General features: G+C 66.1%; 25 protein-coding genes and 1 tRNA gene. 16 read left to right on the top strand and 10 right to left on the bottom strand.

All coding sequences use genetic code 11. From position 1 onward, the window contains the following. The first annotated feature begins 16 nt into the window (after nucleotides 1-16). The 7 genes from fdxA to H8S47_RS12955 all read left to right on the top strand — a co-directional run bounded on the left by fdxA (nucleotide 17) and on the right by H8S47_RS12955 (nucleotide 4,888). Entirely contained in the window at nucleotides 17-358 is a 342-nt protein-coding gene (gene fdxA / locus H8S47_RS12985) for a ferredoxin FdxA (RefSeq protein ID WP_031393648.1), read from the top strand. 202 nt (nucleotides 359-560) lie between these two features. Next, on the top strand, nucleotides 561-1,094 hold the full coding sequence (locus tag H8S47_RS12980; protein ID WP_056053923.1) for a CarD family transcriptional regulator: 534 nt from the start codon (nucleotides 561-563) through the stop codon (nucleotides 1,092-1,094). Nucleotides 1,095-1,596: 502 nt separating this feature from the next. After that, nucleotides 1,597-1,908: a hypothetical protein gene (locus H8S47_RS12975; RefSeq protein ID WP_128454792.1), complete on the top strand. Its 312-nt coding sequence runs from the start codon at nucleotides 1,597-1,599 to the stop codon at nucleotides 1,906-1,908. A gap of 53 nt (nucleotides 1,909-1,961) precedes the next feature. After that, nucleotides 1,962-2,747 (top strand): hypothetical protein, encoded by a 786-nt coding sequence (locus tag H8S47_RS12970; protein WP_328805535.1) that lies wholly within the window; start codon nucleotides 1,962-1,964, stop codon nucleotides 2,745-2,747. 27 nt (nucleotides 2,748-2,774) lie between these two features. Further along, nucleotides 2,775-3,158, top strand: coding sequence for a Rap1a/Tai family immunity protein (locus H8S47_RS12965; RefSeq protein WP_187504266.1), 384 nt, complete (start codon nucleotides 2,775-2,777; stop codon nucleotides 3,156-3,158). Nucleotides 3,159-3,381: 223 nt separating this feature from the next. Then, nucleotides 3,382-4,113 carry a head GIN domain-containing protein gene (locus H8S47_RS12960; RefSeq protein ID WP_187504265.1) on the top strand — a complete coding sequence of 244 codons (732 nt, stop codon included), beginning with the start codon at nucleotides 3,382-3,384 and terminating at the stop codon, nucleotides 4,111-4,113. A gap of 49 nt (nucleotides 4,114-4,162) precedes the next feature. Beyond that, on the top strand, nucleotides 4,163-4,888 hold the full coding sequence (locus H8S47_RS12955) for a GIN domain-containing protein (RefSeq protein WP_187504264.1): 726 nt from the start codon (nucleotides 4,163-4,165) through the stop codon (nucleotides 4,886-4,888). Between the two features lie 397 nt (nucleotides 4,889-5,285). Here H8S47_RS12955 and H8S47_RS12950 read toward each other — a convergent pair whose 3' ends face one another. Together H8S47_RS12950 and mgtE are read right to left on the bottom strand one after the other, a co-directional pair. After that, nucleotides 5,286-5,690, bottom strand: coding sequence for a DUF1489 family protein (locus tag H8S47_RS12950; protein ID WP_187504263.1), 405 nt, complete (start codon nucleotides 5,688-5,690; stop codon nucleotides 5,286-5,288). A gap of 31 nt (nucleotides 5,691-5,721) precedes the next feature. Then, a complete protein-coding gene (gene mgtE / locus H8S47_RS12945) occupies nucleotides 5,722-7,131 on the bottom strand; it encodes a magnesium transporter (protein WP_187504262.1) in 1,410 nt (469 codons plus the stop codon). A 108-nt stretch (nucleotides 7,132-7,239) separates the two neighbouring features. Between mgtE and H8S47_RS12940 the strand changes: the two genes are divergently transcribed. Continuing rightward, nucleotides 7,240-7,695: a peptidylprolyl isomerase gene (locus tag H8S47_RS12940; protein WP_187504261.1), complete on the top strand. Its 456-nt coding sequence runs from the start codon at nucleotides 7,240-7,242 to the stop codon at nucleotides 7,693-7,695. Nucleotides 7,696-8,066: 371 nt separating this feature from the next. On the opposite strand, the gene H8S47_RS12935 is transcribed toward H8S47_RS12940, so the two are convergent. Then, nucleotides 8,067-8,951, bottom strand: coding sequence for a LysR substrate-binding domain-containing protein (locus tag H8S47_RS12935; protein ID WP_187504260.1), 885 nt, complete (start codon nucleotides 8,949-8,951; stop codon nucleotides 8,067-8,069). A 284-nt stretch (nucleotides 8,952-9,235) separates the two neighbouring features. Here H8S47_RS12935 and H8S47_RS12930 point away from each other — a divergent pair, with 284 nt between their 5' ends. From H8S47_RS12930 to H8S47_RS12920, 3 genes are all read left to right on the top strand, one after another. Next, nucleotides 9,236-11,509: a CDC48 family AAA ATPase gene (locus tag H8S47_RS12930; RefSeq protein WP_187504259.1), complete on the top strand. Its 2,274-nt coding sequence runs from the start codon at nucleotides 9,236-9,238 to the stop codon at nucleotides 11,507-11,509. A 135-nt stretch (nucleotides 11,510-11,644) separates the two neighbouring features. Next, a complete protein-coding gene (locus tag H8S47_RS12925) occupies nucleotides 11,645-12,109 on the top strand; it encodes a nuclear transport factor 2 family protein (protein ID WP_187504258.1) in 465 nt (154 codons plus the stop codon). After that, nucleotides 12,052-12,711 (top strand): TetR/AcrR family transcriptional regulator, encoded by a 660-nt coding sequence (locus tag H8S47_RS12920; protein ID WP_328805539.1) that lies wholly within the window; start codon nucleotides 12,052-12,054, stop codon nucleotides 12,709-12,711. The genes H8S47_RS12925 and H8S47_RS12920 overlap by 58 nt, the downstream gene beginning before the upstream one ends. A 6-nt stretch (nucleotides 12,712-12,717) precedes the next feature. On the opposite strand, the gene H8S47_RS12915 is transcribed toward H8S47_RS12920, so the two are convergent. Both H8S47_RS12915 and H8S47_RS12910 read right to left on the bottom strand, forming a co-directional pair. Then, a complete protein-coding gene (locus H8S47_RS12915) occupies nucleotides 12,718-14,040 on the bottom strand; it encodes an MFS transporter (RefSeq protein WP_187504257.1) in 1,323 nt (440 codons plus the stop codon). Further along, the gene (locus H8S47_RS12910) at nucleotides 14,037-14,360 is read right to left on the bottom strand and encodes an antibiotic biosynthesis monooxygenase (RefSeq protein WP_187504256.1); all 324 of its coding nucleotides are present in this window, start codon (nucleotides 14,358-14,360) and stop codon (nucleotides 14,037-14,039) included. The genes H8S47_RS12915 and H8S47_RS12910 overlap by 4 nt, the downstream gene beginning before the upstream one ends. 191 nt (nucleotides 14,361-14,551) lie before the next feature. Between H8S47_RS12910 and H8S47_RS12905 the strand changes: the two genes are divergently transcribed. Then, entirely contained in the window at nucleotides 14,552-15,166 is a 615-nt protein-coding gene (locus H8S47_RS12905) for a class I SAM-dependent methyltransferase (RefSeq protein WP_187504255.1), read from the top strand. A 261-nt stretch (nucleotides 15,167-15,427) separates the two neighbouring features. Here H8S47_RS12905 and H8S47_RS12900 read toward each other — a convergent pair whose 3' ends face one another. Continuing rightward, nucleotides 15,428-16,588 carry a phospholipase D-like domain-containing protein gene (locus H8S47_RS12900; protein WP_187504254.1) on the bottom strand — a complete coding sequence of 387 codons (1,161 nt, stop codon included), beginning with the start codon at nucleotides 16,586-16,588 and terminating at the stop codon, nucleotides 15,428-15,430. A gap of 140 nt (nucleotides 16,589-16,728) precedes the next feature. Between H8S47_RS12900 and rpoZ the strand changes: the two genes are divergently transcribed. Beyond that, complete coding sequence (gene rpoZ / locus H8S47_RS12895; protein ID WP_055882033.1) at nucleotides 16,729-17,073, top strand: DNA-directed RNA polymerase subunit omega; 345 nt, start codon at nucleotides 16,729-16,731, stop codon at nucleotides 17,071-17,073. A 544-nt stretch (nucleotides 17,074-17,617) separates the two neighbouring features. On the opposite strand, the gene H8S47_RS12890 is transcribed toward rpoZ, so the two are convergent. Continuing rightward, nucleotides 17,618-18,289 carry an RlmE family RNA methyltransferase gene (locus H8S47_RS12890; protein WP_056487962.1) on the bottom strand — a complete coding sequence of 224 codons (672 nt, stop codon included), beginning with the start codon at nucleotides 18,287-18,289 and terminating at the stop codon, nucleotides 17,618-17,620. After that, complete coding sequence (locus H8S47_RS12885; protein ID WP_187504253.1) at nucleotides 18,286-19,329, bottom strand: Ppx/GppA phosphatase family protein; 1,044 nt, start codon at nucleotides 19,327-19,329, stop codon at nucleotides 18,286-18,288. Before H8S47_RS12885 ends, H8S47_RS12890 begins: the two co-directional genes overlap by 4 nt. 185 nt (nucleotides 19,330-19,514) lie before the next feature. On the opposite strand from H8S47_RS12885, the gene H8S47_RS12880 reads away from it, so the two are divergent. Both H8S47_RS12880 and H8S47_RS12875 read left to right on the top strand, forming a co-directional pair. Then, a tRNA-Gln gene (locus H8S47_RS12880) sits at nucleotides 19,515-19,588 on the top strand. Nucleotides 19,589-19,874: 286 nt separating this feature from the next. Then, a complete protein-coding gene (locus H8S47_RS12875) occupies nucleotides 19,875-20,969 on the top strand; it encodes a glycoside hydrolase family 43 protein (protein WP_235982861.1) in 1,095 nt (364 codons plus the stop codon). Between the two features lie 51 nt (nucleotides 20,970-21,020). Here H8S47_RS12875 and H8S47_RS12870 read toward each other — a convergent pair whose 3' ends face one another. After that, nucleotides 21,021-21,335 (bottom strand): hypothetical protein, encoded by a 315-nt coding sequence (locus H8S47_RS12870; protein WP_187504252.1) that lies wholly within the window; start codon nucleotides 21,333-21,335, stop codon nucleotides 21,021-21,023. A 71-nt stretch (nucleotides 21,336-21,406) separates the two neighbouring features. On the opposite strand from H8S47_RS12870, the gene H8S47_RS12865 reads away from it, so the two are divergent. Further along, nucleotides 21,407-21,835 (top strand): CBS domain-containing protein, encoded by a 429-nt coding sequence (locus H8S47_RS12865; RefSeq protein WP_187504251.1) that lies wholly within the window; start codon nucleotides 21,407-21,409, stop codon nucleotides 21,833-21,835. A 122-nt stretch (nucleotides 21,836-21,957) separates the two neighbouring features. Here H8S47_RS12865 and H8S47_RS12860 read toward each other — a convergent pair whose 3' ends face one another. Continuing rightward, on the bottom strand, nucleotides 21,958-23,451 hold the full coding sequence (locus tag H8S47_RS12860; RefSeq protein WP_187504285.1) for a lipopolysaccharide biosynthesis protein: 1,494 nt from the start codon (nucleotides 23,449-23,451) through the stop codon (nucleotides 21,958-21,960). Nucleotides 23,452-23,737 lie beyond the last annotated feature (286 nt).

The raw sequence follows: 23,737 nt of genomic DNA, 5'->3' as shown, positions 1-23,737 counted from the left end.
GCCCAGGAGTTCTGCAATGACCTACGTCGTCACCGATGCCTGCATCCGCTGCAAGTACATGGACTGCGTGGAAGTGTGCCCGGTCGACTGCTTCTACGAAGGCGAGAACATGCTGGTGATCAATCCCAGCGAATGCATCGACTGCGGCGTGTGCGAGCCCGAATGCCCCGCCGAAGCGATCCTGCCCGACACCGAGAGCGGGCTGGAACAGTGGCTCGAGCTGAACACGACCTTCTCGGCGCAATGGCCCAACGTCACGCGCAACGACAACCAGACGCCGCCGGACGCCGACGCGATGAAGGGTGTCGAGGGCAAGTTCGACAAGTATTTCTCGCCCGAACCCGGCGCAGGCGACTGATAAGAGGCGGCGAATCCCGAAAAGGGCAAGCCGCCTGCCACGTTCGGCTGGTAATTTTGTTGCAAAGCTGCTAGATGGGTCCGCGACGGGCGCGATGATTCACGTCATCCGCTTGACGTACAGACCTATCCCTCCCCCGATGCAGCTGCGACGAGTCCTTCGTCGAGGCGTCGCGTGGAGGCCTGATCCGGAAAGGCCCCAAATGGCTGCCAAGGCACTGTCCTTCGATGTCGGTGATTTCGTCGTTTACCCAAAGCACGGGGTCGGCCGTGTGATCGAGCTCCAGCGCTCGGAAATCGCCGGCATGACACTGGAACTCTACGTCCTGCGGTTCGAGAAGGAGCGCATGACGCTCCGCGTGCCGACCAACAAGGCCGAAAGCGTCGGTATGCGCAAGCTGTCGTCCGACAAGACGATGCGCGAGGCGATGGACACGCTCAAGGGCAAGCCCAAGGTCAAGCGCACCATGTGGTCGCGCCGTGCGCAGGAATATGAAGCGAAGATCAATTCGGGCGACCTCGTGTCGATCGCCGAAGTGGTCCGCGATCTGTTCCGTGCCGACGACCAGCCCGAGCAGAGCTATTCCGAGCGCCAGATCTTCGAAGGCGCGACCAGCCGCCTCGCCCGCGAACTGGCGGCAATGGAAGAACTCGACGAGCCCAAGGCGCAGGAGAAGATCCTCGACATCCTCCGCGCCGCGGCCGCGATCTACAACAAGGACAAGGTGCCGGCTTAACGCTCGGCTAGCTTGTCGACACGAAAGGGCGGTCCTGCGGGGCCGCCCTCTTTCGTTTGAGGATCGACGGTCTCTCAATCCTCCCCCGCCAGGGGGAGGTGGCACCGAAGGTGACGGAGGGGGAGGGCACGGAACCTGGGTTGCCCTTTCCTCCCCCTCCGTCTGGCAAGAGCCAGCCACCTCCCCCTGGCGGGGGAGGATCGAAAGGTGGTGCCCCTCCACGACCATCCCGGTCTTCGCGGGGCTGGTGCAAGTACCTCAAGTATATCTTGCGTTAAGTTTCGTTGATTCCGCTAATCTGAACGTAAGCTTGCCATCGATCAAGAAAGAGACCGGCAGGATCGTTACACGCAAAATTCAGTCGCAGACTCCATCGTCGGACAAGTCTCACCCTACCGGCTGAACGTCTCGCCGGACGGAGCGACCGTCTCGCCGGATATCGATTGTCATTGCCCCGACTCTCCGCTGACTGACGCCATCCATGTTTGGAAAGGTTAAGTCTATGCGTACGAATCTCCCGAAATACCCGACGGTCGCCCTGATCCTCATCGCTGGGGTCGGCCTGAGCGGTTGCGCCACGAAGGGCTTCGTCCGGGATCAGATCGCCGTGGTCAACACGCGGATCGACGGCATGGACGGCCGCCTGCGGACCGTCGAAGGCACCTCCGGCCAGGCACTCGCCCAGGCCCAGGCCGCCGCCGGCCAGTCGCAGCAGAACGGCCAGCGCATCGACCAGCTCAACGGCCGCGTCGATGGCCTCGACCAGCAGATGCAGATGCAGGCCCAGCAGCGCCAGCGCAAGCCGCGCGGCTAAGCCATCTTCGCTAGCGCCTGCATCGACGGACAGCCCTGCTGGACGATGTCGTCGTGACATCCGCAGGGCTGTTCCGGCACGCCTGCCGTACAGGCATGGGCCTATGGCTGGCGTTCGCGCTTGTCGCACCGCAGGCCGCGCTGGCCGGTGGGGTGACGGGTGGAGCGGCGGCCAAGGCTGCCGCTTCGACCAAGTCGCGCAAGGCCAAGGCGCCGAAGCGGTCCCGCACCAAGGCCGCCAAGCCGGTCGAGGCGGCCCCGCTGCTCCTGCCGCCGCAATCGGAGCCGGCGAGTCGCATGATCGCCTGGATCGCGGCCGAGCACGACAATGCCGGGCTGCCCTATGTCGTCATCGACAAGCAGGCGGCATCGTTGCTGTTGTTCAGCGGCAAGGGCGAGTTTCTCGGCCAGGCGCCCGTTCTGCTCGGCGTCGGCGTAGGCGATGATTCCTCGCCGGGCGTCGGAGCGAAGGACCTTGCCGATATCGGTCCGGCCGAGCGGACCACGCCGGCGGGGCGGTTCGTCTCGAAGTTCGGGCGTGCCTTCGGTCACCAGCGCGTGATCTGGGTCGATTATGCCAATTCGGTCGCGATCCATGCGGTGATCACCACGCACAAGAGCGAGCACCGCGTCGACAGGCTGTTGTCGCCGACGCCCGACGACAACCGCATCAGCTTCGGCTGCATCAACGTCGGCACCAAATTCTACACCCGGACGCTCACGCCGCTGTTCCAGAAGAAGGGCGGCATCGTCTATATCCTGCCCGACACCAAATCGCTCGACGACGTGTTCCCACGCGTGCGCCTGTTGCCCTATGTCAGCGCCGCAGTCGGCAGCTAGGGCGCTGTCCGGCGCAGAGGAAACGTCATGATCTTACTGATGCTTGCCGGAGCCGCCGCGGCTGCCGCACCCGACCGCCCTGCCGGCCACCCCGCAGATAGTCGGACTGATCGAGCACGCGATCGGCCGGTCGTGGTGAGTTCGCTCACGACCCAGCAGCTGCTCGAATATTGCCGGGGCAAGGACAGCGATCCGACCGCCAATTTCTGCACCGGCTACATCCTCGGCGAATTCGACGCGCTGTCTCTGTCGGGCGACATCTGCCCGTTGCCGGCCCGCGCCTCGAACATCGAGGTCGCCGCGGCGGTGCGAAAATATCTCCACGCACGAGCCAAGAAGACGGGCACAGGTGCGCCGTCCTTCGTCGTCCGCGACGCCCTGCGTGACGCCTATCCCTGCAAGAGGCGCTGAGCGTTAGAATCCTCCCCCGCCAGGGGGAGGTGGCTGGCCCTTGCCAGACGGAGGGGGAGGTAAGCGGCAACCGCCGTTCCGTGTCCTCCCCCTCCGTCACCTTCGGCGACACCTCCCCCTGGCGGGGGAGGATTGGTCAAATTCCACATCCGCCGCCCGCGTAATTTCGCTTTGCAGCCCTCTCGATCAGGTGTATTGCTCAAACAATACACAGGAGGATGCGATGAACTTTCTTGCGCTCGGGCTGATCATACCTCTCGCCGCCTGCTCGTTCAGCTGGAACGACGACAAGGAGGGATCCGGGGTCGCCGCGGCGGGATCGGGCACGACCCGTACCTTCCAGGTCATCGATTTCGACCAGATCGACCTGCGCGGCTCGGACGATGTCGACGTCCGCGTCGGCACCGGCTTCTCGGTTCGCGCCGAGGGGCCGAGCGAGCAACTCGACCGACTCCGGATCGAGCGCGACGGCGACACGCTCGACATCGGTCGCAAGAACGGGACGGGCTTCGGCTGGAGCAAGGGGGCGAACGTCAAGGTGTACGTCACGCTGCCGCGGCTAACCGAGGCGAACGTCTCGGGCTCCGGCAACATGGCGGTGGACCGCGTCGAGGGCAGCGCGTTCGAGGGCGGGATCGCAGGATCGGGCAACCTGACGATCGCCGCGGTGCAGGTGGAATCGGCGAAATTCTCGATCGCGGGCTCCGGTACCGCGCGCGCCAGCGGGTCCGCACGCGACCTGAGCGTCGAGATCGCCGGCTCGGGCAATGTCGAGGCGTCGAAGCTCCAGGCGAAGTCCGCCAAGGTCGAGATCGCCGGTTCTGGCAGCGTCCGCGCGGTCGTCGACGGCCCGGCCAAGGTCGATATGATGGGCTCGGGCGACGTCGATCTCGGGCCGCGTTCGCGCTGCACGGTTTCGAAGATGGGCTCCGGGAGCTTCCGCTGCGGAAGCTGACTTGCGGCACGGCTTGCGAAGATCGGCGGGAGCGGTGAGGGTCGCGGGCATGAGATACCTGCTCGCACCGCTGCTGCTCCTGTCCTCGCCGGCGTTCGCGCAAGGATCCGCCCAAGAATACGGGGCCAGCCGGACGGTCTCGGTCGGCAGCTTCGACCGGGTCCGCGTCGAGGGGCCGTTCGAGGTGCGCGTCGCGATCGGCTCGCCGCGCGCGACGATCACGGGCGATTCCCGCATGACCGAAACCGTGGCGGTCCGCGTCGACGGGACGACGCTGTCGGTCCGCAAGGGCACCGGCGGATGGGGCGAACAGCCGCGCACGGCGGGCTCGGCGCCGATCGTCATCACTTTGTCGACGCCCGGACTGACCTCGGCCAGCGTCGCGGCCGGTGGGCGGCTGACGATCGCCCGGATGCGCGGGATGCGAGTCGACGTCACGGTCAGCGGTAACGGGAGCTTGGCACTCGCGGCGGCCGACACCGACCAGTTGAACGCGACGCTGATCGGTACCGGCCAGATGACGCTCGCCGGCCGCGCGGCACGGGCGCGGCTAGTGACGAGCGGGCCGGGCGCGATCGACGCGTCGGCGCTGGTGGTCGACGACCTGACCATCCACCTCGACGGCGTCGGCGAGGTGAAGGCGGCGGCGCGGTACACGGCGCAGGTGACGAACAGCGGGCTGGGGACGGTCACGGTCACCGGCAACGCGAAATGCCGGGTGGATGCGGCGGCCGGCGGGCCGGTGGTGTGTGGGAAGGCGGGGGCTACTTCCTGAGATACAAAGGCGGGCTGCTGCTTGGCGGTCAAGGCGTTCGAACAACGGGCCGACCCACCCCCAACCCCTCCCTTCTAGGGAGGGGAGCAGCACGCGTTCTGGATTTTGCGTCACCTCCGCCATATTGCCATCCGCCACTCCCGCCGCCCACCGCGCCGTCACCCCAGCGGAAGCTGGGGTATCCCGCGGGGCAGGTGTCGGTCGTCCCACGGTGAGATCCCAGCTTTCGCTGGGATGACTCGAGTGGCGGAATGGTCCCCCGCCGCGGCAGGGGACTCGGCAGCATGGGGCTCAACAGGCTCCCCTCCCTGAAAGGGAGGGGCAGGGGGTGGGTAGGCCGGTTGGCGATCAAGACGCTCGAACCACAGGCCACCTCTCTTCCAAAGAGCCGAGCCCCTCAGATCAGCGCCAACTCCGCGAGCTTCGTCATCAACGCGGGCGGCATGATATCCAGTCCGGTCGCATTGCCCCCCAGATCGAGCGGCGCATCCGCCCCCTCCAGATACCGCCACCCCTGGTGCGCACGCTTGGGCCGCGCCTGGACCAGCACCAGCTTCGGATCGATGTGGATCGCCACGCGCCCACCCTCGGCCTCGCCAAACCCCAGGATCGGCGAGCGCGCGATCAGCTGGTGCTTGAGGATCCAGAACATCGAGCCTTGCCCAGCGACCTCCTCGTGCCGCTTGGGCAGATAGCGCGTCGTGAGGAATACCGGCCCTTCCTCGCCGCGCAGCCGGAGCCGCTCGGCGAGGTGGTCGACGCTTTCCGCGCCGAACGCGACTTTGGTGAGGTGGAGCGGCATGTGACTGGAAATGGGCTCTAAAAAGCGACGATCAACCGTGCAGACCCCATAATGACGCCAGCCCGAGGAACGAGAAGAACCCCATCGTGTCGGTCATCGTCGTCACGAACACCGCCGACGACACCGCCGGATCGATCCGGAACTTGTCGAGCGTCACCGGTACCAGCACGCCACTGAGCCCCGCGGTCAGATTGTTGGTCAGCATCGCCGCCGCGATCACGATCGACAGATTCAGGTTGTGGAAGATCACATAGGTCCCGCACCCGATCAGCGCCCCCAGCATCACGCCATTGGCGGCGGCGATCCTGAACTCGCGCCCGATCATCCGCGCGGTGTTCGAACTCGTCAGCTGGTTGGTCGCGAGCGCCCGCACGACCACTGCCAGCGTCTGCGTGCCGGCATTGCCGCCCATCCCCGAGACGATCGGCATCAGCACCGCGAGCAGCGCGAAGCTCGCGATCGTCCCCTGGAACAGTCCGACGACCGACGACGCGACCATCGCGGTGCCGAGGTTGACCACCAGCCACGTGAACCGCGTCCGCACGGTCAGCCGGATCGGCTCGTTGATGTCGCCGTCGCCCGCGCCGGCCAGACGCAGCGTATCCTCGCCCGCCTCTTCGGAGATGATGTGAACGATGTCGTCGACCGTGATCATGCCGACCAGCCGCCCGCCATGATCCACGACCGCGGCCGAGATCAGCGCGTATTTCTGGAAGCGCAGCGCGACTTCCTCCTGGTCCATGTCGACCGGGATCAGCGTCTGCTCGCGCTTCATCACGTCGGCGATCGCGATTCCGCGCGGGGTGCGGAGCATCCACGACAGCTGACAGGTGCCGATCGGCTTGTGCGCAGGGTCGACGACGAAGATTTCCCAGAAATCGGTCGTCAGCTCCTCGTGGCCGCGCAGATAATCGATCGCGTCGCCGACCGTCCAATGCTCTGGCACCGCGATCAGCTCGCGCTGCATCAGGCGGCCGGCGGACTCCTCGGCGTAGCTCAGCGCCTCCTCGATCGCGGCGCGATCATCCGGATCGAGCGCGCGCAGCACAGCGCGCTGCTCGTCCTCGTCCATGTCCTCGATGATCGCGACGGCATCGTCGGTATCGAGCTCGGACGCGAGATCGGCGACCTGGTGCGGCTCGAGCGCATCGATGAGATCTTCACGAACATAGTCGTTCATCTCGGCGAACACGTCGCCGCCGAGCAGATCGGTGACCGCGCGTGCCAGCGCGGCGCGATCCTCCTGCGGGGTCAGCTCGAACAGATCGGCGATGTCGGCCGGGTGCAGCGGCTCGACCAGCGCGCGCGCCGCTTCGTCGTCGCCGTCCTCGACCGCATCGAGCACGGCCCGGACGAATTCGGGCCGCAGATGGTCGTCGCGGTCGAGCTGGGTCTCGGGCTGGGTTTCGGTTTCGACCTCGGGAAGCTCGAGTTCGCTCATGGCTGCCTCCCTTAAAAGATGCGCGGTTGGGCCCTAACGCGACGCGTGCGCATTTGCCAGTCGGAGTGCGGCTCCCTATCTGCCGCGCATCAATTCAGGAGAACATGAATGGCCGATACCCCCGAAACGCTTACGCTGACCCTCGACGGCGGCGACGTCACGATCAAGCTGCGTCCCGATCTGGCGCCCAAGCACGTCGAGCGGATCGTCGAGCTGGCCAATGACGGCTTCTACGACGGCGTCGTGTTCCACCGCGTGATTCCGGGCTTCATGGCGCAGGGCGGCGATCCCACCGGCACCGGCATGTCGGGCTCGGACAAGCCGAACCTCAAGGCGGAATTTTCGGCCGAGCCGCATGTTCGCGGCGTGTGCTCTATGGCGCGCACCAACCAGCCCGACACGGCGAACTCGCAGTTCTTCATCGTGTTCGACGACGCACGCTTCCTCGACAAGCAGTACACCGTCTGGGGCGAAGTCACCGACGGCATGGACCTGGTCGACGCGCTGCCGAAGGGCGAGCCGCCGCGGAACCCAGGCAAGATCATCAAGGCACGCGCTAGCTGAAGACTGCACCGGCGTAGCGAAGCTGCGCCGGAGACAGCCGAAGCCGGCCGGCGGAGTGCAACTCCGTCCGACGGCGCGGCTTTGCCGCGACGCGCTTCGGGTCAGAAGCGTGTCGCGGCAGGTCCCTTTTTGCTTCTAAATCCGACTCTGACCCCAACCCCACACCCGTCACCCCAGCGAAAGCTGGGATCTTCCGGTTCGAGCCTCGCCGCTTCCCAACCGGGATACCCTGGCTTTCGCTGGGGTGACGGACAGGGGGCAGGGGACAGCAGCGAAGCAGAGGGCAGCAGGGCGCGACGTACGTACCGGCGTCCGGTGTGTGAGACACGCCCCTCCCCCGACCCCTCCCGCGGGCGGGAGGGGAGCAGCGGTCAGACTTCCGCCAACGTCCGAATCAACCAGTCATGGAACAGCTTCACCGGCTTGGTCTGCAACGCCCGCGGGCGGCAGACGAACCAGTAGCTGTACGGGCTCTCCACCTCGATATCGAACAGCCGCACCAGCCGCGGATCGTTCGCATCCGCAAAATGGCTCGCATGCATGAACGCGACGCCCAGGCCTTGCGCGGCAGCCTCCAGCATCAGCGCACCCGAATCGAAATGATCGATCGCCAGCGGCTCGATATCGTCGAGCCCCGCCGCCGTCCGCCATGCCGAGAACGTATCCGTCATGTCGCGGTGGACCAGCGCGGTCAGGGTCGACAGCTGTTCGGGCCGCGTGATCGGGTCCGCTCGCTCGAGCAGGCTGCGCGCACCGATCACATACACCGAATTGCGATCGAGCCGCCGCGCGTACAGCGACGGATCGATCTCGCGCGACAAGGCGATCACCGCATCGAGGCCGTCGCCAAGCCGCGACACCAGATGCGCCGCGGTATCGATGTCGAGGTGCAGTTCGGGATGTGCCTTGCGCAATTCGCCCAGCCGCGGAAACAGCTTCTGCGACGCGTAAAGCGGCAGGATGCCCAACCGTAGCCGCAGCACCTCGGTCGTGCTGGTCAGCGATTCGACCGCATCCGACAGCGAATCGAGCACCGGTGCGATCTGCGCCAGCAACCGCTCGCCATCCGCATTCAACACCATCGCCTGATGCCTGCGCGCGAACAGCGGCTTGGCGATGAACCGCTCAAGGCTCTGCACCCGCCGGCTGAGCGCTGGGGCGGACAGCGCCAGATCCTCGGCTGCGGCCTTGATCGAGCCCAGCCGCGCGACCTGCACGAACGCCTCGATAGCCCCCAATGGCGGCAGCCTGCGCATGATTCCTCTTTCGACTCGACGGGTGTGACAATGACCGCTGGACGCATTCATGCATGCGATTGCAGTTAGCGCAATCGTAGCTGATCCCTTCGCACTTGCAACATGAACCGTCTCGACGCAAAAAGACCTCGCCTTTCAGGCATCCTCTCCTAAAAACTTTCATGGGCTGGCCTTCATTGGCCGGCCCTTTTTTTGTCCGCCCGGGGTCCCCCGCGCCATTTCAAGTCCTCGCAAGCCCGGAACCGGCCTCCTATCTCGCGCGCTACGAGTTCGAAGGAGCAGAAATGCCAGATAGCGAAACCCCCACGCGGAAAATCCAGGTCGCCAATGCGCGTCCCGAGGACAGTGGCCGCGGCCTCGCGCATCTGCCGCGCGCGCTGATGGCGACGCTCGGGATCGGCGAGGGCGACGTGATCGAGATCCTCGGCAAGCAGAACACGCCCGCGCGCGCCGTCGGGCCCTATCCCGAGGACGAGGGCCTCGACATTCTCCGCATCGACGGCCTCCAGCGCGCGAACGCCGGCGTCGGCTCGGGCGATTTCGTCGAGGTGCGCAAGGCCGAGTCGAAGCCCGCGACCCGTGTCGTCTTCGCCCCCGCGCAGCAGAACCTCCGTCTCCAGGGCTCGACCAACGCGCTCAAGCGCACCTTTCTCGGCCGGCCGATCTGCCAGGGCGATATCGTCGCGACCGCCGGGCATCAGCGCGTCGGCGACATGCCCCCGGGCGTGCAGCAGTTCATGAACGCTCCGGCGTATGCGTTGCAGGAGATCCGTCTCGCGGTGATCGCCGCCAGCCCCAAGGGCGTGGTGCACATCGACGAGAATACCGAGATCGAACTGCGCTCCGAGTATGAGGAGCCGCAGGCCGCACGCCGTGCCGACGTCACCTATGACGATATCGGCGGCATGGCGCAGACGATCGACCAGTTGCGCGAGATGGTCGAGCTGCCGCTGCGGTATCCCGAACTGTTCCAGCGGCTCGGCGTCGATCCGCCCAAGGGCGTGTTGCTGCACGGGCCTCCCGGTACCGGAAAGACACGGCTCGCGCGCGCCGTCGCCAACGAATCCGACGCGCAGTTCTTCCTGATCAACGGTCCGGAGATCATGGGCTCGGCCTATGGCGAGTCCGAATCGCGCCTCCGTGAAGTGTTCGAGGAAGCGGCTAAGTCGGCACCCTCGATCGTGTTCATCGACGAGATCGATTCGATCGCGCCGAAACGCGGCCAGGTGTCGGGCGAGGCGGAAAAGCGGCTCGTCGCGCAGCTTCTCACGCTGATGGACGGTCTGGAATCGCGTGCGAACCTTGTCGTCATCGCCGCCACCAACCGGCCCGAGGCGATCGACGAGGCGCTCCGTCGTCCCGGCCGGTTCGACCGCGAAATCGTCGTCGGCGTGCCCGACGAGCGCGGCCGTCGCGAGATCCTCGGTATCCACGCACGCGGCATGCCGCTCGGCGATCGGGTCGACCTCGATGAACTGGCGCGGACCACCTATGGCTTCGTCGGTGCCGACCTCGCCGCGCTCGCTCGCGAGGCGGCGATCGAGGCGGTCCGCCGGATCATGCCGAGGCTCAATCTAGAGGAACGGACGATCCCGCCCGAAGTGCTCGACGAACTGTCGGTCACGCGCGAGGATTTTCTCGGCGCGCTCAAACGCGTCCAGCCCTCGGCGATGCGCGAAGTCATGGTGCAGGCGCCGACCGTGCGATGGGCGGACGTCGGCGGCCTCGACGATGCGCAGATGCGGCTCAAGGAGGGCGTCGAGCTTCCGCTCAAGAACCCCGACGCGTTCCGCCGGCTCGGCATCCGCCCTGCCAAGGGCTTCCTGCTTTACGGCCCGCCCGGCACCGGCAAGACGCTGCTCGCCAAGGCGGTCGCGCGCGAGGCGGAGGCGAACTTCATCGCCACCAAATCGTCCGACCTGCTCAGCAAATGGTACGGCGAAAGCGAGCAGCAGATCACCCGGCTGTTCCAGCGCGCCCGCCAGGTCGCACCCTGCGTGATCTTCATCGACGAACTCGACTCGCTGGTGCCGGCACGCGGCAGCGGCGCAGGCGAGCCGCAGGTGACCGAGCGTGTCGTCAACACGATCCTCGCCGAGATGGACGGGCTGGAGGAGCTGCAGTCGGTCGTGGTGATCGGCGCCACCAACCGGCCGAACCTGATCGACCCGGCGTTGCTGCGGCCGGGGAGGTTCGACGAACTCGTCTATGTCGGCGTCCCCGACAAGGCCGGTCGCCGCCGCATCCTCGGCATCCAGACGCAGAAGATGCCGCTGGCGAGCGACGTCGATCTCGATCGTCTCGCGGACCGCACCGACCGCTTCAGCGGCGCGGATCTGGAAGACGTCGTCCGCCGCGCCGGCCTGGTGGCGTTGCGTCGCTCGATCGACTCGACCGACGTGACGATGGCCGACTTCGAAGGCGCGCTGAAGGAGTCGCGTGCCAGCGTGACCCCGGAAACCGAGCGCGAATACGAGCAGATGGCCGCCCGCCTGAAACAGGACGCGACGGCAATCCAGCCACTCGGCTTCGCGTTCCCCAACAAGACGGACGACTGAACATCGCCTCCCACCCGGTTTCGGCCGGGTGGGAAAGGTGAGGATGGCGGACCGGTCGGCCGTGCCGCCAAGCCCGGATTGCACCCACGGCGACCATGTTGTACCGTTCGGTACAAGTCAGCTACAGGTGTCGCCATGTCCCGTCCGCCATTGCCCCCGTTCACTCACGAGACCGCCGCGCAGAAGGCGCGGATGGCCGAAGATGCCTGGAACAGCCGCGATCCCGACACGGTGTCGCTGGCCTACACGCCCGACAGCGTCTGGCGGAACCGGACCGAGTTTCTGGTCGGCCGCGACGCGATCGTCGCCTTCCTGACGCGCAAATGGGCGCGGGAATTGGACTATCGCCTGATCAAGGAAGTCTGGGCGCATGACGGCAACAGGATCGCCGTCCGGTTCGCCTATGAATGGCGTGACGACGACGGCTGCTGGTTCCGGTCCTATGGCAACGAGAATTGGGCATTCGACGATGCCGGGCTGATGGCGCGCCGCATCGCCTCGATCAACGACCAGCCGATCGCGGACAGCGACCGCAAGTTCCACTGGCCGCTCGGCCGTCGCCCGGACGATCACCCCTCGCTGAGCGACCTCAACCTCTGAGCGGGAAGCGGGTCCTAACCGATCGCGCGAACGCCCTGCCGGCGCTGGCGGAGGCGTTCCGCGAACATGGCTTCGAGGGCGCCAGCCTGTCGATGCTCTCGAAAGCGACCGGCCTCGGCAAGGGCAGCCTCTACAACTTCTTTCCCGGCGGCAAGGCGGAGATGATGGAGGCGGTCCTCGCCGACATCGACGCGTGGTTCGCGAGGGCGATCTTCGCAGCCCTGGAGCAGGCAAGCGACCCGGCATCGTCGATCACCGCGATGTTCGCGGACGTCACCGCATATTTTGAGTCCGGGGGCAGGGTATGCCTCGTCGGCTGGCTCGGTCTCGGCTCTTCCGGAGACCTGTTCGCGGTCAGCATCAGGCGCTACTTTACGCGCTGGATATCGGCGTTGGCGCGCTGCCTCGAAACGGGCCGGCTTCCGTCTGCGCTGGCCATGCGGCTCGCAGAGGAAACGGTCGCCGGGATCCAGGGCGCGATCGTTCTGGCGCGTGCATTGGGTGAGAATGCCGCGTTCGTGCGGATCGTGCGGCGGCTCGAGGCGACTCTGCTTGACGCAGTGGCACGTCGCGGCCACCCGTCGGATGCGATCTTGGCCTAACCCACCCTAACCTTCTTTTGCATCGCGCAGCGCCACCCAGGCATAGGCGATCATCACCACGCACGCCGCGCCCGCGACCAGATACGGCAGCGAGTGCTGCGCCTCGTACAGGCCGACACCGATCGACGGGCCGAGGACGAAGCTCGCGCCGTTGATGCTCGTCACCTTGCCCGCGACCGAACCTTGCGCGTTGGCGCCGACCGCGAGCGACGAGCCTGCGGTAAATCCCGGGCGCGTGAAGCCGAAGCCGAGGCTTGCCAGCGCATAGGCGGTGGCGATCGTGTAGAGCGACGTCGCGATTCCCGTGAGCGCGGTGCCGACCGCGGCGAGGACGAGGCCGGTCAGCACCAGTTGGCGCGGCGTCAGGTTCAACCGTGGGATGATCCCCCATTGCGCGAGCAGTGCGGCACCTGCGCCCATCATCAGGACGATGCCCGTCGGCTCCAGCGCCAGGGCAGGGGCAAGGTGGAGGCGGTCGATCACGAGGAAACCGATCGCCTGCCCGGTCATCGCCTGGGCGTGCCCCATCACCAGGCCGGCGATCATCCAGGCGCGGATGCGCGGATCGGTGTAGCCGACATGCTCGACATGCGATCCGGTCGCGGCGGCGACCGACGCTCCGGTGGGCGCGCCACCGATCGAAGGATAGGCCGAACTCGCGCCGTGCGTTTCGTGGGCGGCAACGATCTTGTCGTCGGGCAGCATCCGCCGCACCGTGATCCACACCGCCACGCCGAACACCGCGAACAGGAAGGCGGGACCGGCAAGCCCGATCTCCACCCCGCCGATCGAGCCCAGGATCAGGTACGGCGCGATCGCGGGCCCCAATATGGTGCCGAGCCCGAACGCGGAGGCGAGCAGGGTCAGCGCCTTGGTCCGTTCCTCGCGTGTCGTCTCGCCGGCGACCAGCGCCTGTACCGCAGGCGGCGCGGCCGCACCGAACGTGCCGTAGATCAGGCGCCCGCCGATGAAGCACAGGAACGCCGCCGTGCCGCCGATCCAAGCGTTGATCCCGGCCATCAGGAACACGCCGCACAGCGCCAGCGACACGCTGAACCCGCCGACGCCGAGCAGGATCATCGCGCGCCGGCCGTGCCTGTCCGATCGATTCGCCCAGAACGGCGCGGCGATCACCCACAGCAGCGCCGATACCGAGAACGCCGCCGCCACCGCGCTGTCGGCGACCCCGAGCGAGCGACCTAGCGCGGGCAGTACCGATTGCAGCGCAGTGTTGCCCGCCGCGATCGTCAGCATCACGAGGAACATCAGTGCGAAGCGGCGGTCGACCTTCGAACCTTCGGTCGCGCCGCCGATCTTCGCGCCGATCATGGTCGCGCCCAGTCATAGCCGCGCTCGACGCGCGCGACGGTGACCGAATAGCGGTCGTACCAGAGCGCCCGCCCGCGCTCGCGAATCGCGGCGTGCTCCGGGTGGTCGCGCCACGCGATCGCGGCGGCGTCGTCCGCCCAGTAGCTGACGGTGATCCCCATGCCGTCCGTCTCGCGTGCGCTGTCGACCCCGCGATAGCCCGGCTGCGTGGCGGCTAGCGCATCCATCGCCGCCGCAGCCTCGGCATAGCCGATCATGTCCGCGCCGTTACGAAACGACACGAAAATGACCGCCACTTGTCCTGTTCGATCGTCGTGCATGGCCTGTGCTTAAGCGATGCCGCAGGCTTGGCAACGGCGTTGGCGCTCGGCGGAACCACTTGTCGGCGCACGACTTCCACTTCGGTTCGTCGCCGCATGCAACCCGCGGCCCTTGAAACGCGTTCGGAATTCGTGCGACGGGAGGGGCAAAGCTCCGCCACCGTGCGGGACCCCTGATCGTAAGGAACACGATGCCCAGTTCGACCACCGCCACCCGGCGTGCACGCAGCCGCCCTGCCGGCGTGCCGTCCCCGTGGCAGATGTTCTTTTCAGGCTTCCTGAAACATCCGGTCATGGTCGGATCGATCGTGCCGTCGTCGGACAAGCTGATTCGGAAAATGCTCGACCCGGTCGACTGGGCGAACTGCAAGCTGTTCGTCGAATATGGCCCGGGCGTCGGCACCTTCTGCCGCCCGATCCTCGACCGCATGGCGCCCGACGCCAAGCTGGTGGTGATCGACACCAACCCCGAGTTCATCCAGTATCTCCGCCATACGATCACCGACCCGCGCTTCTTCGCGGTGCTGGGGTCGGCGGACGAGGTCGAAACCATCGTCGCCGACCACGGCTTCGAAAAGGCTGATTACGTGTTGTCCGGACTGCCGTTTTCGACCTTGCCCCCCGGTGTAGGCCCAGCGATCGCGGCGGCGACGCATGCGGTGCTGCGGACCGGTGGCGCGTTCCTGGTCTATCAGTTCTCGCCCAAGGTGAAGGACTTCCTGACGCCGCACTTCGACTCGATCGACCACGATATGGAGTGGTGGAACGTACCCCCGGCGCAGCTGTATTGGGCGTGGAAGGACTGACGCAGGCGCGGCAACGCCCGCGCCAGTGCGCAAAGCGATAGCGGAGCGCAGCGTCAGGCCCGGCCGGCGGGTCGGCTAAACAGCCGAACCCATCCGACGGCGGCTTTGCCGTCGGCGCTGATTCTGGGCAAAGTCCGGTCGTCATCCTGACGAAAGTCAGGACCCAGAGCCAAAAGCGGCAGCTTCCGTTATCCTGGGTCCTGACTTTCTTCAGGATGACGGGAGTGTTGGCCTCAGTCTGGCACGCCTCGCTCGACGTCCCTACTCGTCGATCCCGAAGTTCAGTCCACGCGACAAGCTCGGGTCCACCACCGCGACCACGAAATACGCGCCGAGCTGCTTCAACCGCTGCACCCAGCCGGTGTTTGCCTGGTACAGCGCCTTGGTCACCTCGGTCGATTTCGCCACCTCGCCTTCGATATAGCCCCGGACATGCGCCGCGAACGCCGCATCCTCGATCCGCAGCATCAGTTCGAGGTTGATGAACAGGCTGCGCATGTCGAAATTCGCCGAGCCGATATGGACCGCATCGTCGATCACATACAGCTTCGTGTGCAGCTTGGTCGGCTGGTATTCGAACACCCGCACGCCTTTCCGCAACAACCCCGCATAGGTGAACCGCGCGGCGGCGATCGTCGCGTTGTTGTCCGATTTGCTGGCCGTGACGATCCGCACGTCCGCCTGCCGACGCCCGGCTTTGTCGAGCCGCCGCAGCAGCGCGGGGCTGGGCGTGAAATAGCCGGCGATGATGTCGATCCGTCGTCCGGCGCGCATGTCGTCACGCACCGCGCGCGCCCAGGGCGACAGTTTCCGCGTGGGTCCGCCGATCAGCCACCGTGTTGTGCCCCTGGTCTCGCTCCAGCGCGACAGTGCGGCATTCAGCCGGCGCAGCTTGCCCTTCGGCTCGTGGATCCAGTCCTTCAAGGCATCGAAATACCCGGCCAGCCGCCCCGCCGCCGGCCCCTCGACCAGCAACCCGAGATCGCGCCAGGCCTGTTCGGCGGCGGTGCCGAAATAATCGTCCTCGATGTTGAAGCCGCCGATGATGATCCGCGCTTCGTCGGCGAGCGCGAGCTTCTGGTGGTTACGCAGCAGATAGCGGCGACCGAACCGGGCCGAGAAGCGGCAGACCGAGATGCCGACGGTTTCCAGCGGTGCGAAGAACGCGTCGGGGGCATCGTCGCTGCCGAAGCCGTCGACGATCAGCGCGACGTCGACCCCGCGCTTGGCGGCAGCGATCAGCGCCGCGTTGACGCGCTTGCCCGACTCGTCGTCGGCGTAGATGTAATAGAGTATGCGCAGGGTGCGCTCGGCGCCGTCGATCAGCGCGAGCACCGCGTCGAGGCGGCGCGGGCCCGTATCGAGCAGCGTCATCTGGTTGCCGTCGACGGCGAAAGTCGGCTGGTCTGCGGGATCGTCCATGCGGCGCGTGATGGACATGGGGGGCGTCGGTGGCAACCCGCAGGGGCTCCATGATGCGGGGGCGGCGGATTTCTTGACTTTGAGGGCTACCCCCCGTAGGCGACGCATTCTCATTCTATCGTTGTTACGAAGGAAGCCGCATGGCGCGCGTTACCGTCGAGGATTGTGTCGACAAGATCCCCAACCGGTTCGACCTGGTGTTGTTCGCGGCCCAGCGTGCGCGCCAGATCTCGGGCGGTGCCGAACTGACGCTCGACCGCGACCGCGACAAGAACCCGGTCGTCGCGCTGCGCGAGATCGCCGACGAGAACGTCAAGCCGGCGCATCTCAAGGAACAGGTCATCCAGGGCCTGCAGAAGGTTCGCGTCGACGACGACGACGAAGTCGATGCCGTCGGCAGCCTGGCCGCTTCGGCCGAAGCGCTGCGGCTTACCGCTGCGGCGCCGCCGCGGAACCAGAATTTGGGCGCGGATTACGAAGGGTAAGGCAGTGGATTAGCACTCGCTAATCCATGTCTCGGCCGCACCCTCGGCCGGCGGGCATAGCCCGACCGACGACGCGGCTTTGCCGCGGCGCGTGAAATAGAGAGAGCCCGTGGATCCAAGAGGTCCGCGGGCTTTTTCTATATCCTCTCCCTGAAGGGGAGAGGGAAGGGGCCCGAGGCGACTTCGCCGTGGGAAGGGTGAGGGCACGCGTGGGATGGTCCGGCCCAAAGCCGTCATTCCCGCGGAGGCGGGAACTCATACTGGCTAACCTCACAAAGGATCGCAGACGCCTGAGCATATGGATCCCCGCCTGCGCGGGGATGACGAAAACGTGGGTCGTTGATCGACGCATCACATCTGGCGAGCCTCGCCCATGTTCTCCCGCGAATGCGGGAGCCCAGCCTGGATCCCTGCCTTCGCGGGGAAACAAGCTTGCTGACGTCGCTCTCGGTATCCCCCTGAGGCAGGGCGCCACGGCAGCCGCGTCGTCAGTCGTTGCTGCGCAACGCTGGCCGGGGGCGGTCCACGACGCGGATTAGCCATGCTAATCCGCTGACCGACCCTTAAACCCCTGCGCCACCACGAACCACTCGACCGACCCCTTGCGGCTCGCCGGCGGTTTCGCATGCTTCACCGTCTTGAAGTTCCGCTTCATCTCCGCGACCAGCTCGGAATCCGCACCGCCCGCAAACACCTTCGACACGAACGTGCCACCCGGCTCCAGCACTTCGCACGCAAAGTGCAGCGCGGTTTCCACCAGTGCCATCGTCCGCAAGGCATCGGTCTGCGGGTGCCCGACGGTGTTCGCCGCCATGTCCGACAGCACGAGATCCGGTGCGCCGCCCAGCGCCTCGATCAGCTTCCCCGGTGCGGCATCGTCGAGGAAATCCATTTCGAAGATCGTCACGCCCTCGATCGGATCGACCGGGAGCAGGTCGATCCCCACGACCGTCGCCTTGGGGATCCGCCGCCGGATCACCTGCGCCCAACCTCCCGGCGCGAGACCGAGATCGACCACGCGCTTCGATCCCCGGATCAGCTCGAACCGCTCATCGAGCTCGATCAGCTTGTATGCGGCGCGACTACGGTAACCGTCGGCCTTGGCGCGCTTCACATATGGATCGTTCAGTTGCCGCTCGAGCCACCGCGTCGACTGCGCGGTCCGCTTGCGCGCGGTGAGCACGCGGACATGCCCGCCGGAACCGCCGCGGCTCATGCCGTCGCTCCCGTGGCTTTGCCGGGCTTGGGCGAGCCCATCAGGCCGCGCAATATGCCTTCGCGAATACCGCGGTCGGCGATGCCGAGCCGTTCGGCGGGCCACAAATCCATGATCGTCTCCAAAATCGCACAGCCCGCGACCACCAGGTCGGCGCGCTCGTTGCCGATGCACGGCAGCTTGGCGCGCTCCGTGATCGACATATGGGAAAGGTCGGCGCTGATCCGCCGCATCGCCGACGCTGGCACGATCAGCCCGTCGACCACCGACCGGTCGTAATGGCTGAGCCCGAGATGCACGCTGCCGAGCGTCGTCACCGTGCCGCTGGTGCCGAGCAACCGCGGCCGCTCGATATGCCGGGGCAGGCGGCTTGCAAACCCCGCGAAACTGTCGGCCACCACCTGCCGCATCTTCGCATACGCGGCGCGGCGACCGTCTTCGCCCTCGCCACCGCCGGCATGCTCGGTCAGCGACACCACGCCCCACGGCGCCGAATGCCAGTCGAGCACGGTCGGAACAGGCGTCGAGGTATCGATCAGCACCAGCTCGGTCGATCCGCCGCCGATATCGAACACTAGCGCGGGATCCTCCCCCGGCTCGATCAGCGCATGGCAGCCGAGCACGGCCAGCCGCGCCTCTTCCTCGGCGGAAATGATGTCGAGGTGGATCCCCGTCTCGGCCAGTGCGCGCGCGATGAAGTCTGGCCCGTTCGACGCCTGCCGACACGCCTCCGTCGCGACCGATCGCGCCAGCGTGACGTTGCGCCGCTGCAACTTGTCCGAACACACGCGCAAGGCCGCGATCGTCCGCTCGATCGCCGCGTCGCTCAGCTTGCCGGTCGACGCCAGGCCCTCGCCCAACCGCACGATTCGCGAGAACGCGTCGATCACCGCGAACCCGCCAGCCTGGGGGCGCGCGATCAGCAATCTGCAATTGTTGGTGCCAAGATCGAGCGCGGCAAACGCCTGCGCATCGGCCCACCGCCCACGATAGGGCCGGGTCGTCGCCGGACGGGCAGGACCACCCTGCCGGAACGGCATTCGGGCGGAAACATCCCCCATCGCCGTAAAACTCGCTATCTATGTCTGCCGCCGCGGGAAAATACCCGCCCGGTGCTTGGTCATGAATGTAGCGCGGCGGCGCGATTACGCAAGCGACGTGGCACATCGGCAACATCTTGGCGTTGACAGCGCCAAACCGCCCGCCTAGATCGCGCCCTCGCTGATGCCCCGTCGTCTAATGGTAAGACTGCGGTTTCTGATACCGCCTATTGAGGTTCGAATCCTCACGGGGCATCCAGCGGTCGATTCAACCCGAACGACCCGCGGCGAGCCAAACCTCCCTTACCGCAATACCCCGCACTGCCGGCCTCGCATATTCATCGTCCAGATGAAGCGGAAATCGCGGCACACCGCCACGGTCTTCAACTGGCCCGTTGCATCGGCACTCGCACCACCGCGACGGATTCCCCGCCAGCGCTCGAGCAATCCCTTGCTCCGCCGCACACTCCTTCATATGGTAGCGCTATCTACCGTAGTTCATCGCTCCACAGACCTCGCAGAAGGTCGCCCGACAGGAAGGATTAATGACTATGCGCCTTCGCCCGACCGCCCTTACCGCGACGTTGCCGTTTCTGCTCGTCGCCGGCCTCGCGCTTGCACAGAGTACGACCAAGCCGGAGCCCCGCAGCCCCGACGGCAAACGCTATCTGGCACAGCCGCTCGTCACCAAGATCTACGTCGCGGATCCCTCCGCGCATGTCTTCAACGGCAAGATCTACGTGTATCCGAGCCACGACGTCGATGCCGGCATCCCCGACGACGATCTGGGCAATCAATATGCGATGCACGATTACCGGGTGCTGAGCATGGATCGCCCCGGTGGTCCGGTGACGATCCATCCGGTCGCCATCGACGTGAAGCAGATTCCCTGGGCATCCAAGCAGACCTGGGCGCCGGACGCGGCCTATAAGAACGGCACCTATTATCTCTATATGCCTGCGCGCGACAAACAGGGTGTGTTTCGCATCGGCGTCGCTACGTCGAAGTCCCCGACCGGCCCGTTCAAGGCCGAGGCGCAGCCGATACGGGGCAGTTATTCGATCGATCCTGCGGTGTTCACCGATACGACCGGCGAGAGCTACATGTATTTCGGCGGCATCTGGGGTGGCCAGTTGCAGCGCTGGAGCAAGGGCAGTTTCGATCCGAATGCCGGCGATACCGATCTGAAGCAGGACGACCGGCCGGCGCTATCCCCGAAGGTCGCGCGGATGTCGGCAGACATGAAACAGTTCGCCGAGCCTCCGCGCGACGTCCAGATCGTCGATGAGGCAGGCAAGCCGCTTTTGGGCGGCGATCACGACCGGCGCTTCTTCGAAGCAGCGTGGATGTTCAAGCGCGCGGGCAAATATTACTTCACCTATTCGACCGGCGACACGCACTTCCTTGCCTATGCGATCGGCGACAATCCCTATGGGCCGTTCCGCTATACCGGTCATATCCTGTCGCCGGTCCAGGGGTGGACGTCGCACCATTCGATCGTCCAGTTCCAGAACCGCTGGTGGCTGTTTTATCACGACACGCAATTGTCGAATAAGAACCATCTTCGCTCGGCGAAGATGACCGAATTGACCTTCAATCCGGATGGCACGATCCGGCTGATCGATCCGTTCAAGAAATGATTCAGCGGGGTTCCGGTGCGCCGGAACCCCGTCTGTCGATAACGGGCAGGCTCAGTCGATCCGCGTGACGTCCTCGTCGTGCCCGCTACCCGAACTGAGGAAGGCAAGCCCCATCAGCAGGCCGGCCATCATCACCGATCCGCCGACCCCGCCGATCACCGCCAGCATCGTCACCAGATGCAGCGGTCCTTGCAGATGCGCCATCGCCGCGATCACCGCCACGACGCAGATCGCCGCGGCCAGCACCATCCACGCCATGATCCCGCGAAACCGCGCCCATGCGAACGCCGCATAATGCGGATCGCCCAGTCCGGTCGGGAGTCCGGTCGGCGGGTCGGCCGGAGCGTTGGGCTGGCGATCGGTCATCGCTTCACATTGCCGCGCAAACATGGTTTCCTCAAGCCATGCGCAACAGACGCAGTTGAGGAGAGGCGAAGATGACGATCGCGGCGATCCTGAAGGACCGGAAGGGGGGCATCCAGTCGCTGACCCCCGATACGACCGTGGCGGAGGCGGTGGCCCTGCTCGCGGAGAAGCGGATCGGCGCGGCACCGGTGCTCGACGGCGACCGCGTGGTCGGTATCTTCTCCGAACGCGACGTCATCCACTGCCTGCAGGCGGATGGCGCCGCGGCGTTGGCGGAGCGGATCGGCGACGTGATGACCACGGAGGTGAAGTCGGTCGGCCCGGGCGAGTCGGTCATCGGCGCGCTCTCGCTGATGACCCAGCGCCGGATCCGTCATCTGCCCGTGATCGAGGGCGACACGATCGTCGGATTCGTCTCGATCGGCGATCTTGTCAAATACCGCATCGACCGGATCGAAGCCGATGCCGCGGCGATGCGCGAATACATCCAGTCCGCCTGATCAAGGCTCTTCCAAGTATCCTCCCCCGCCAGGGGGAGGTGGACCGTAAAGCGGGACGGAGGGGGAGGACACGGCGCCGCAGTTTGATCTCGCATCCGGGGCCTCAACCTTACGGTAGTCGCTCACCCCGCAACCGGCTGCTTCCGCACGAGGGCAACCAGGTCCCGGATCGTCGACCGCGCAAACACCAACATCCAGGTCGCATAGACCACCGCACCGACCGGCACGAGTACGGCCAGCCGCCAATGCGCATCCAGCGGCGGCAGGTTGCGGTCGACCAGCGTGACGATCGCCGCCATCGCGATCGCCGCGATCGCCGGCGCTGCGACCGCGCGCACGACGTCGCGCGCCCGCACGCCGATCACCGGCAAGGTCCGCCACGCGCTGATCGTCAGGTACACCGGATACGCAGCGATCCAGGCGATCCCCATCCCGGTCGGGCCCCATTGCACCCCGACGAGGAACGCGATCGTCAGGATCAGCGCCCCGGTCGCGCCGTTCCTAACGCCGATCCCCGGCCGACCGCGCGCATCGGATGCCGGCGTGAACAGCACCTGCAACGTCATGAACGGCATCGCCAGCGCGAGCAGGTGCACCACCGGCGCCGTCTCGCGCCATTTCTCGCCGAGTACGGTCAACACCAGTGGCTCGGCAGTCGCGGCCAGCCCCATGTAGAACGGCATCGCGACGATCATCACCATCGCTGCGCCCTTGACGAACGCGCGCCCGATCGCATCGGGATCCCCTTGCATCCGCGCATAGGCCGAGAAGGCGACCTCGTTCAGCGGCGGCACGAATTTCGACACGAAGATCTGGGTGAGGAACAGGCTGGTCGTATAGATGCCGAGCATGTGCGGGGAAAAGCTGCGCCCGGCGATGAACACGTCCGCCTGGCTTTGCAGGAACCAGAACAGCTGCCCCGCCGCCATCACCCCGCCATAGCGCGCGATCGTCCCCGCGCCGCGAAAGTCGAAGCTCGGCCAGACCAGCGACCGCGCGCTCCACGTCATCATCGCGCCGCGCACGCTGAACAGCACGATCGGCGCCAGCACCAACGTCCATACCCCAAGACCATAGAGTGCACCGCCCAGCGCCGCGCTGGCCGAGGCGATCGACGCGGTAATGTTCGCCTTGGCTTGGTGACGGAAATCCATCGCCCGCGACAGCAGCGCATACGGGAGCGCGATGAACGGTGTCGTCAGATAGAGCAGCGCCTGGACGCGGAGCATGTCGCCGACGATCGGCTGGCGGTAATAGGCGGACGCTAGCGGCGCGAGTGCGAGCTGGGCGACGGCGAGCCCGACGTTCAGGACGATCAGCATCCCGAACAGCTGACGCACCTCGCGTTCGCTGATCTCGTTTTGTTGGATGAGCCCGCTCGCCAAACCATAGCCGTTGAGCATCGCCATGAAGGTGAGGACCACCTGGCACATTGCGAACAGGCCGTAATCGGCGGGCGCGAGAATGCGGATGACGAGGAAGGTCGCGCACCATTGTACCATCTGCGCGACGATCTGGCTGCCCGACCGCCATATGAGTGCGCTCCGGACTTGGCCGGCGAGCGAGGTTGGTGCGGAAGGCGCACCTAAAGCGCCCGACGGCTCAGGCGCCGACATGGTTTCGGGCACGTCTGCCGGCGGGGGGGCAGGGATCGCGGTATCCATCGTATCGGGCATGTAGCGGTATGGGCCTTCACAAGCGCTTAAGGCGAGACTCTAAAGACGGATGGTGCGGGTCACGGGACGCGTGGGCATCCTTCGAGGAGGCCCGGCAGCGGAATGAGCTGCAGTTACAAGCACTTCGTCAGCACCCGGCCGGGGGGCGTGGGGCGTCATAAACGCGCCAACGCGAGAAAATTGCCACAAATATGAAAGATAGTGTTTGACGCGAATCGGAACCCCG

The sequence above is a fragment of the Sphingomonas albertensis genome, assembly GCF_014358075.1.
Classification (GTDB): domain Bacteria; phylum Pseudomonadota; class Alphaproteobacteria; order Sphingomonadales; family Sphingomonadaceae; genus Sphingomonas; species Sphingomonas albertensis.
Note: the sequence above shows the minus strand (reverse complement) of the source record. Positions and strands in the feature narration are given on the sequence as shown.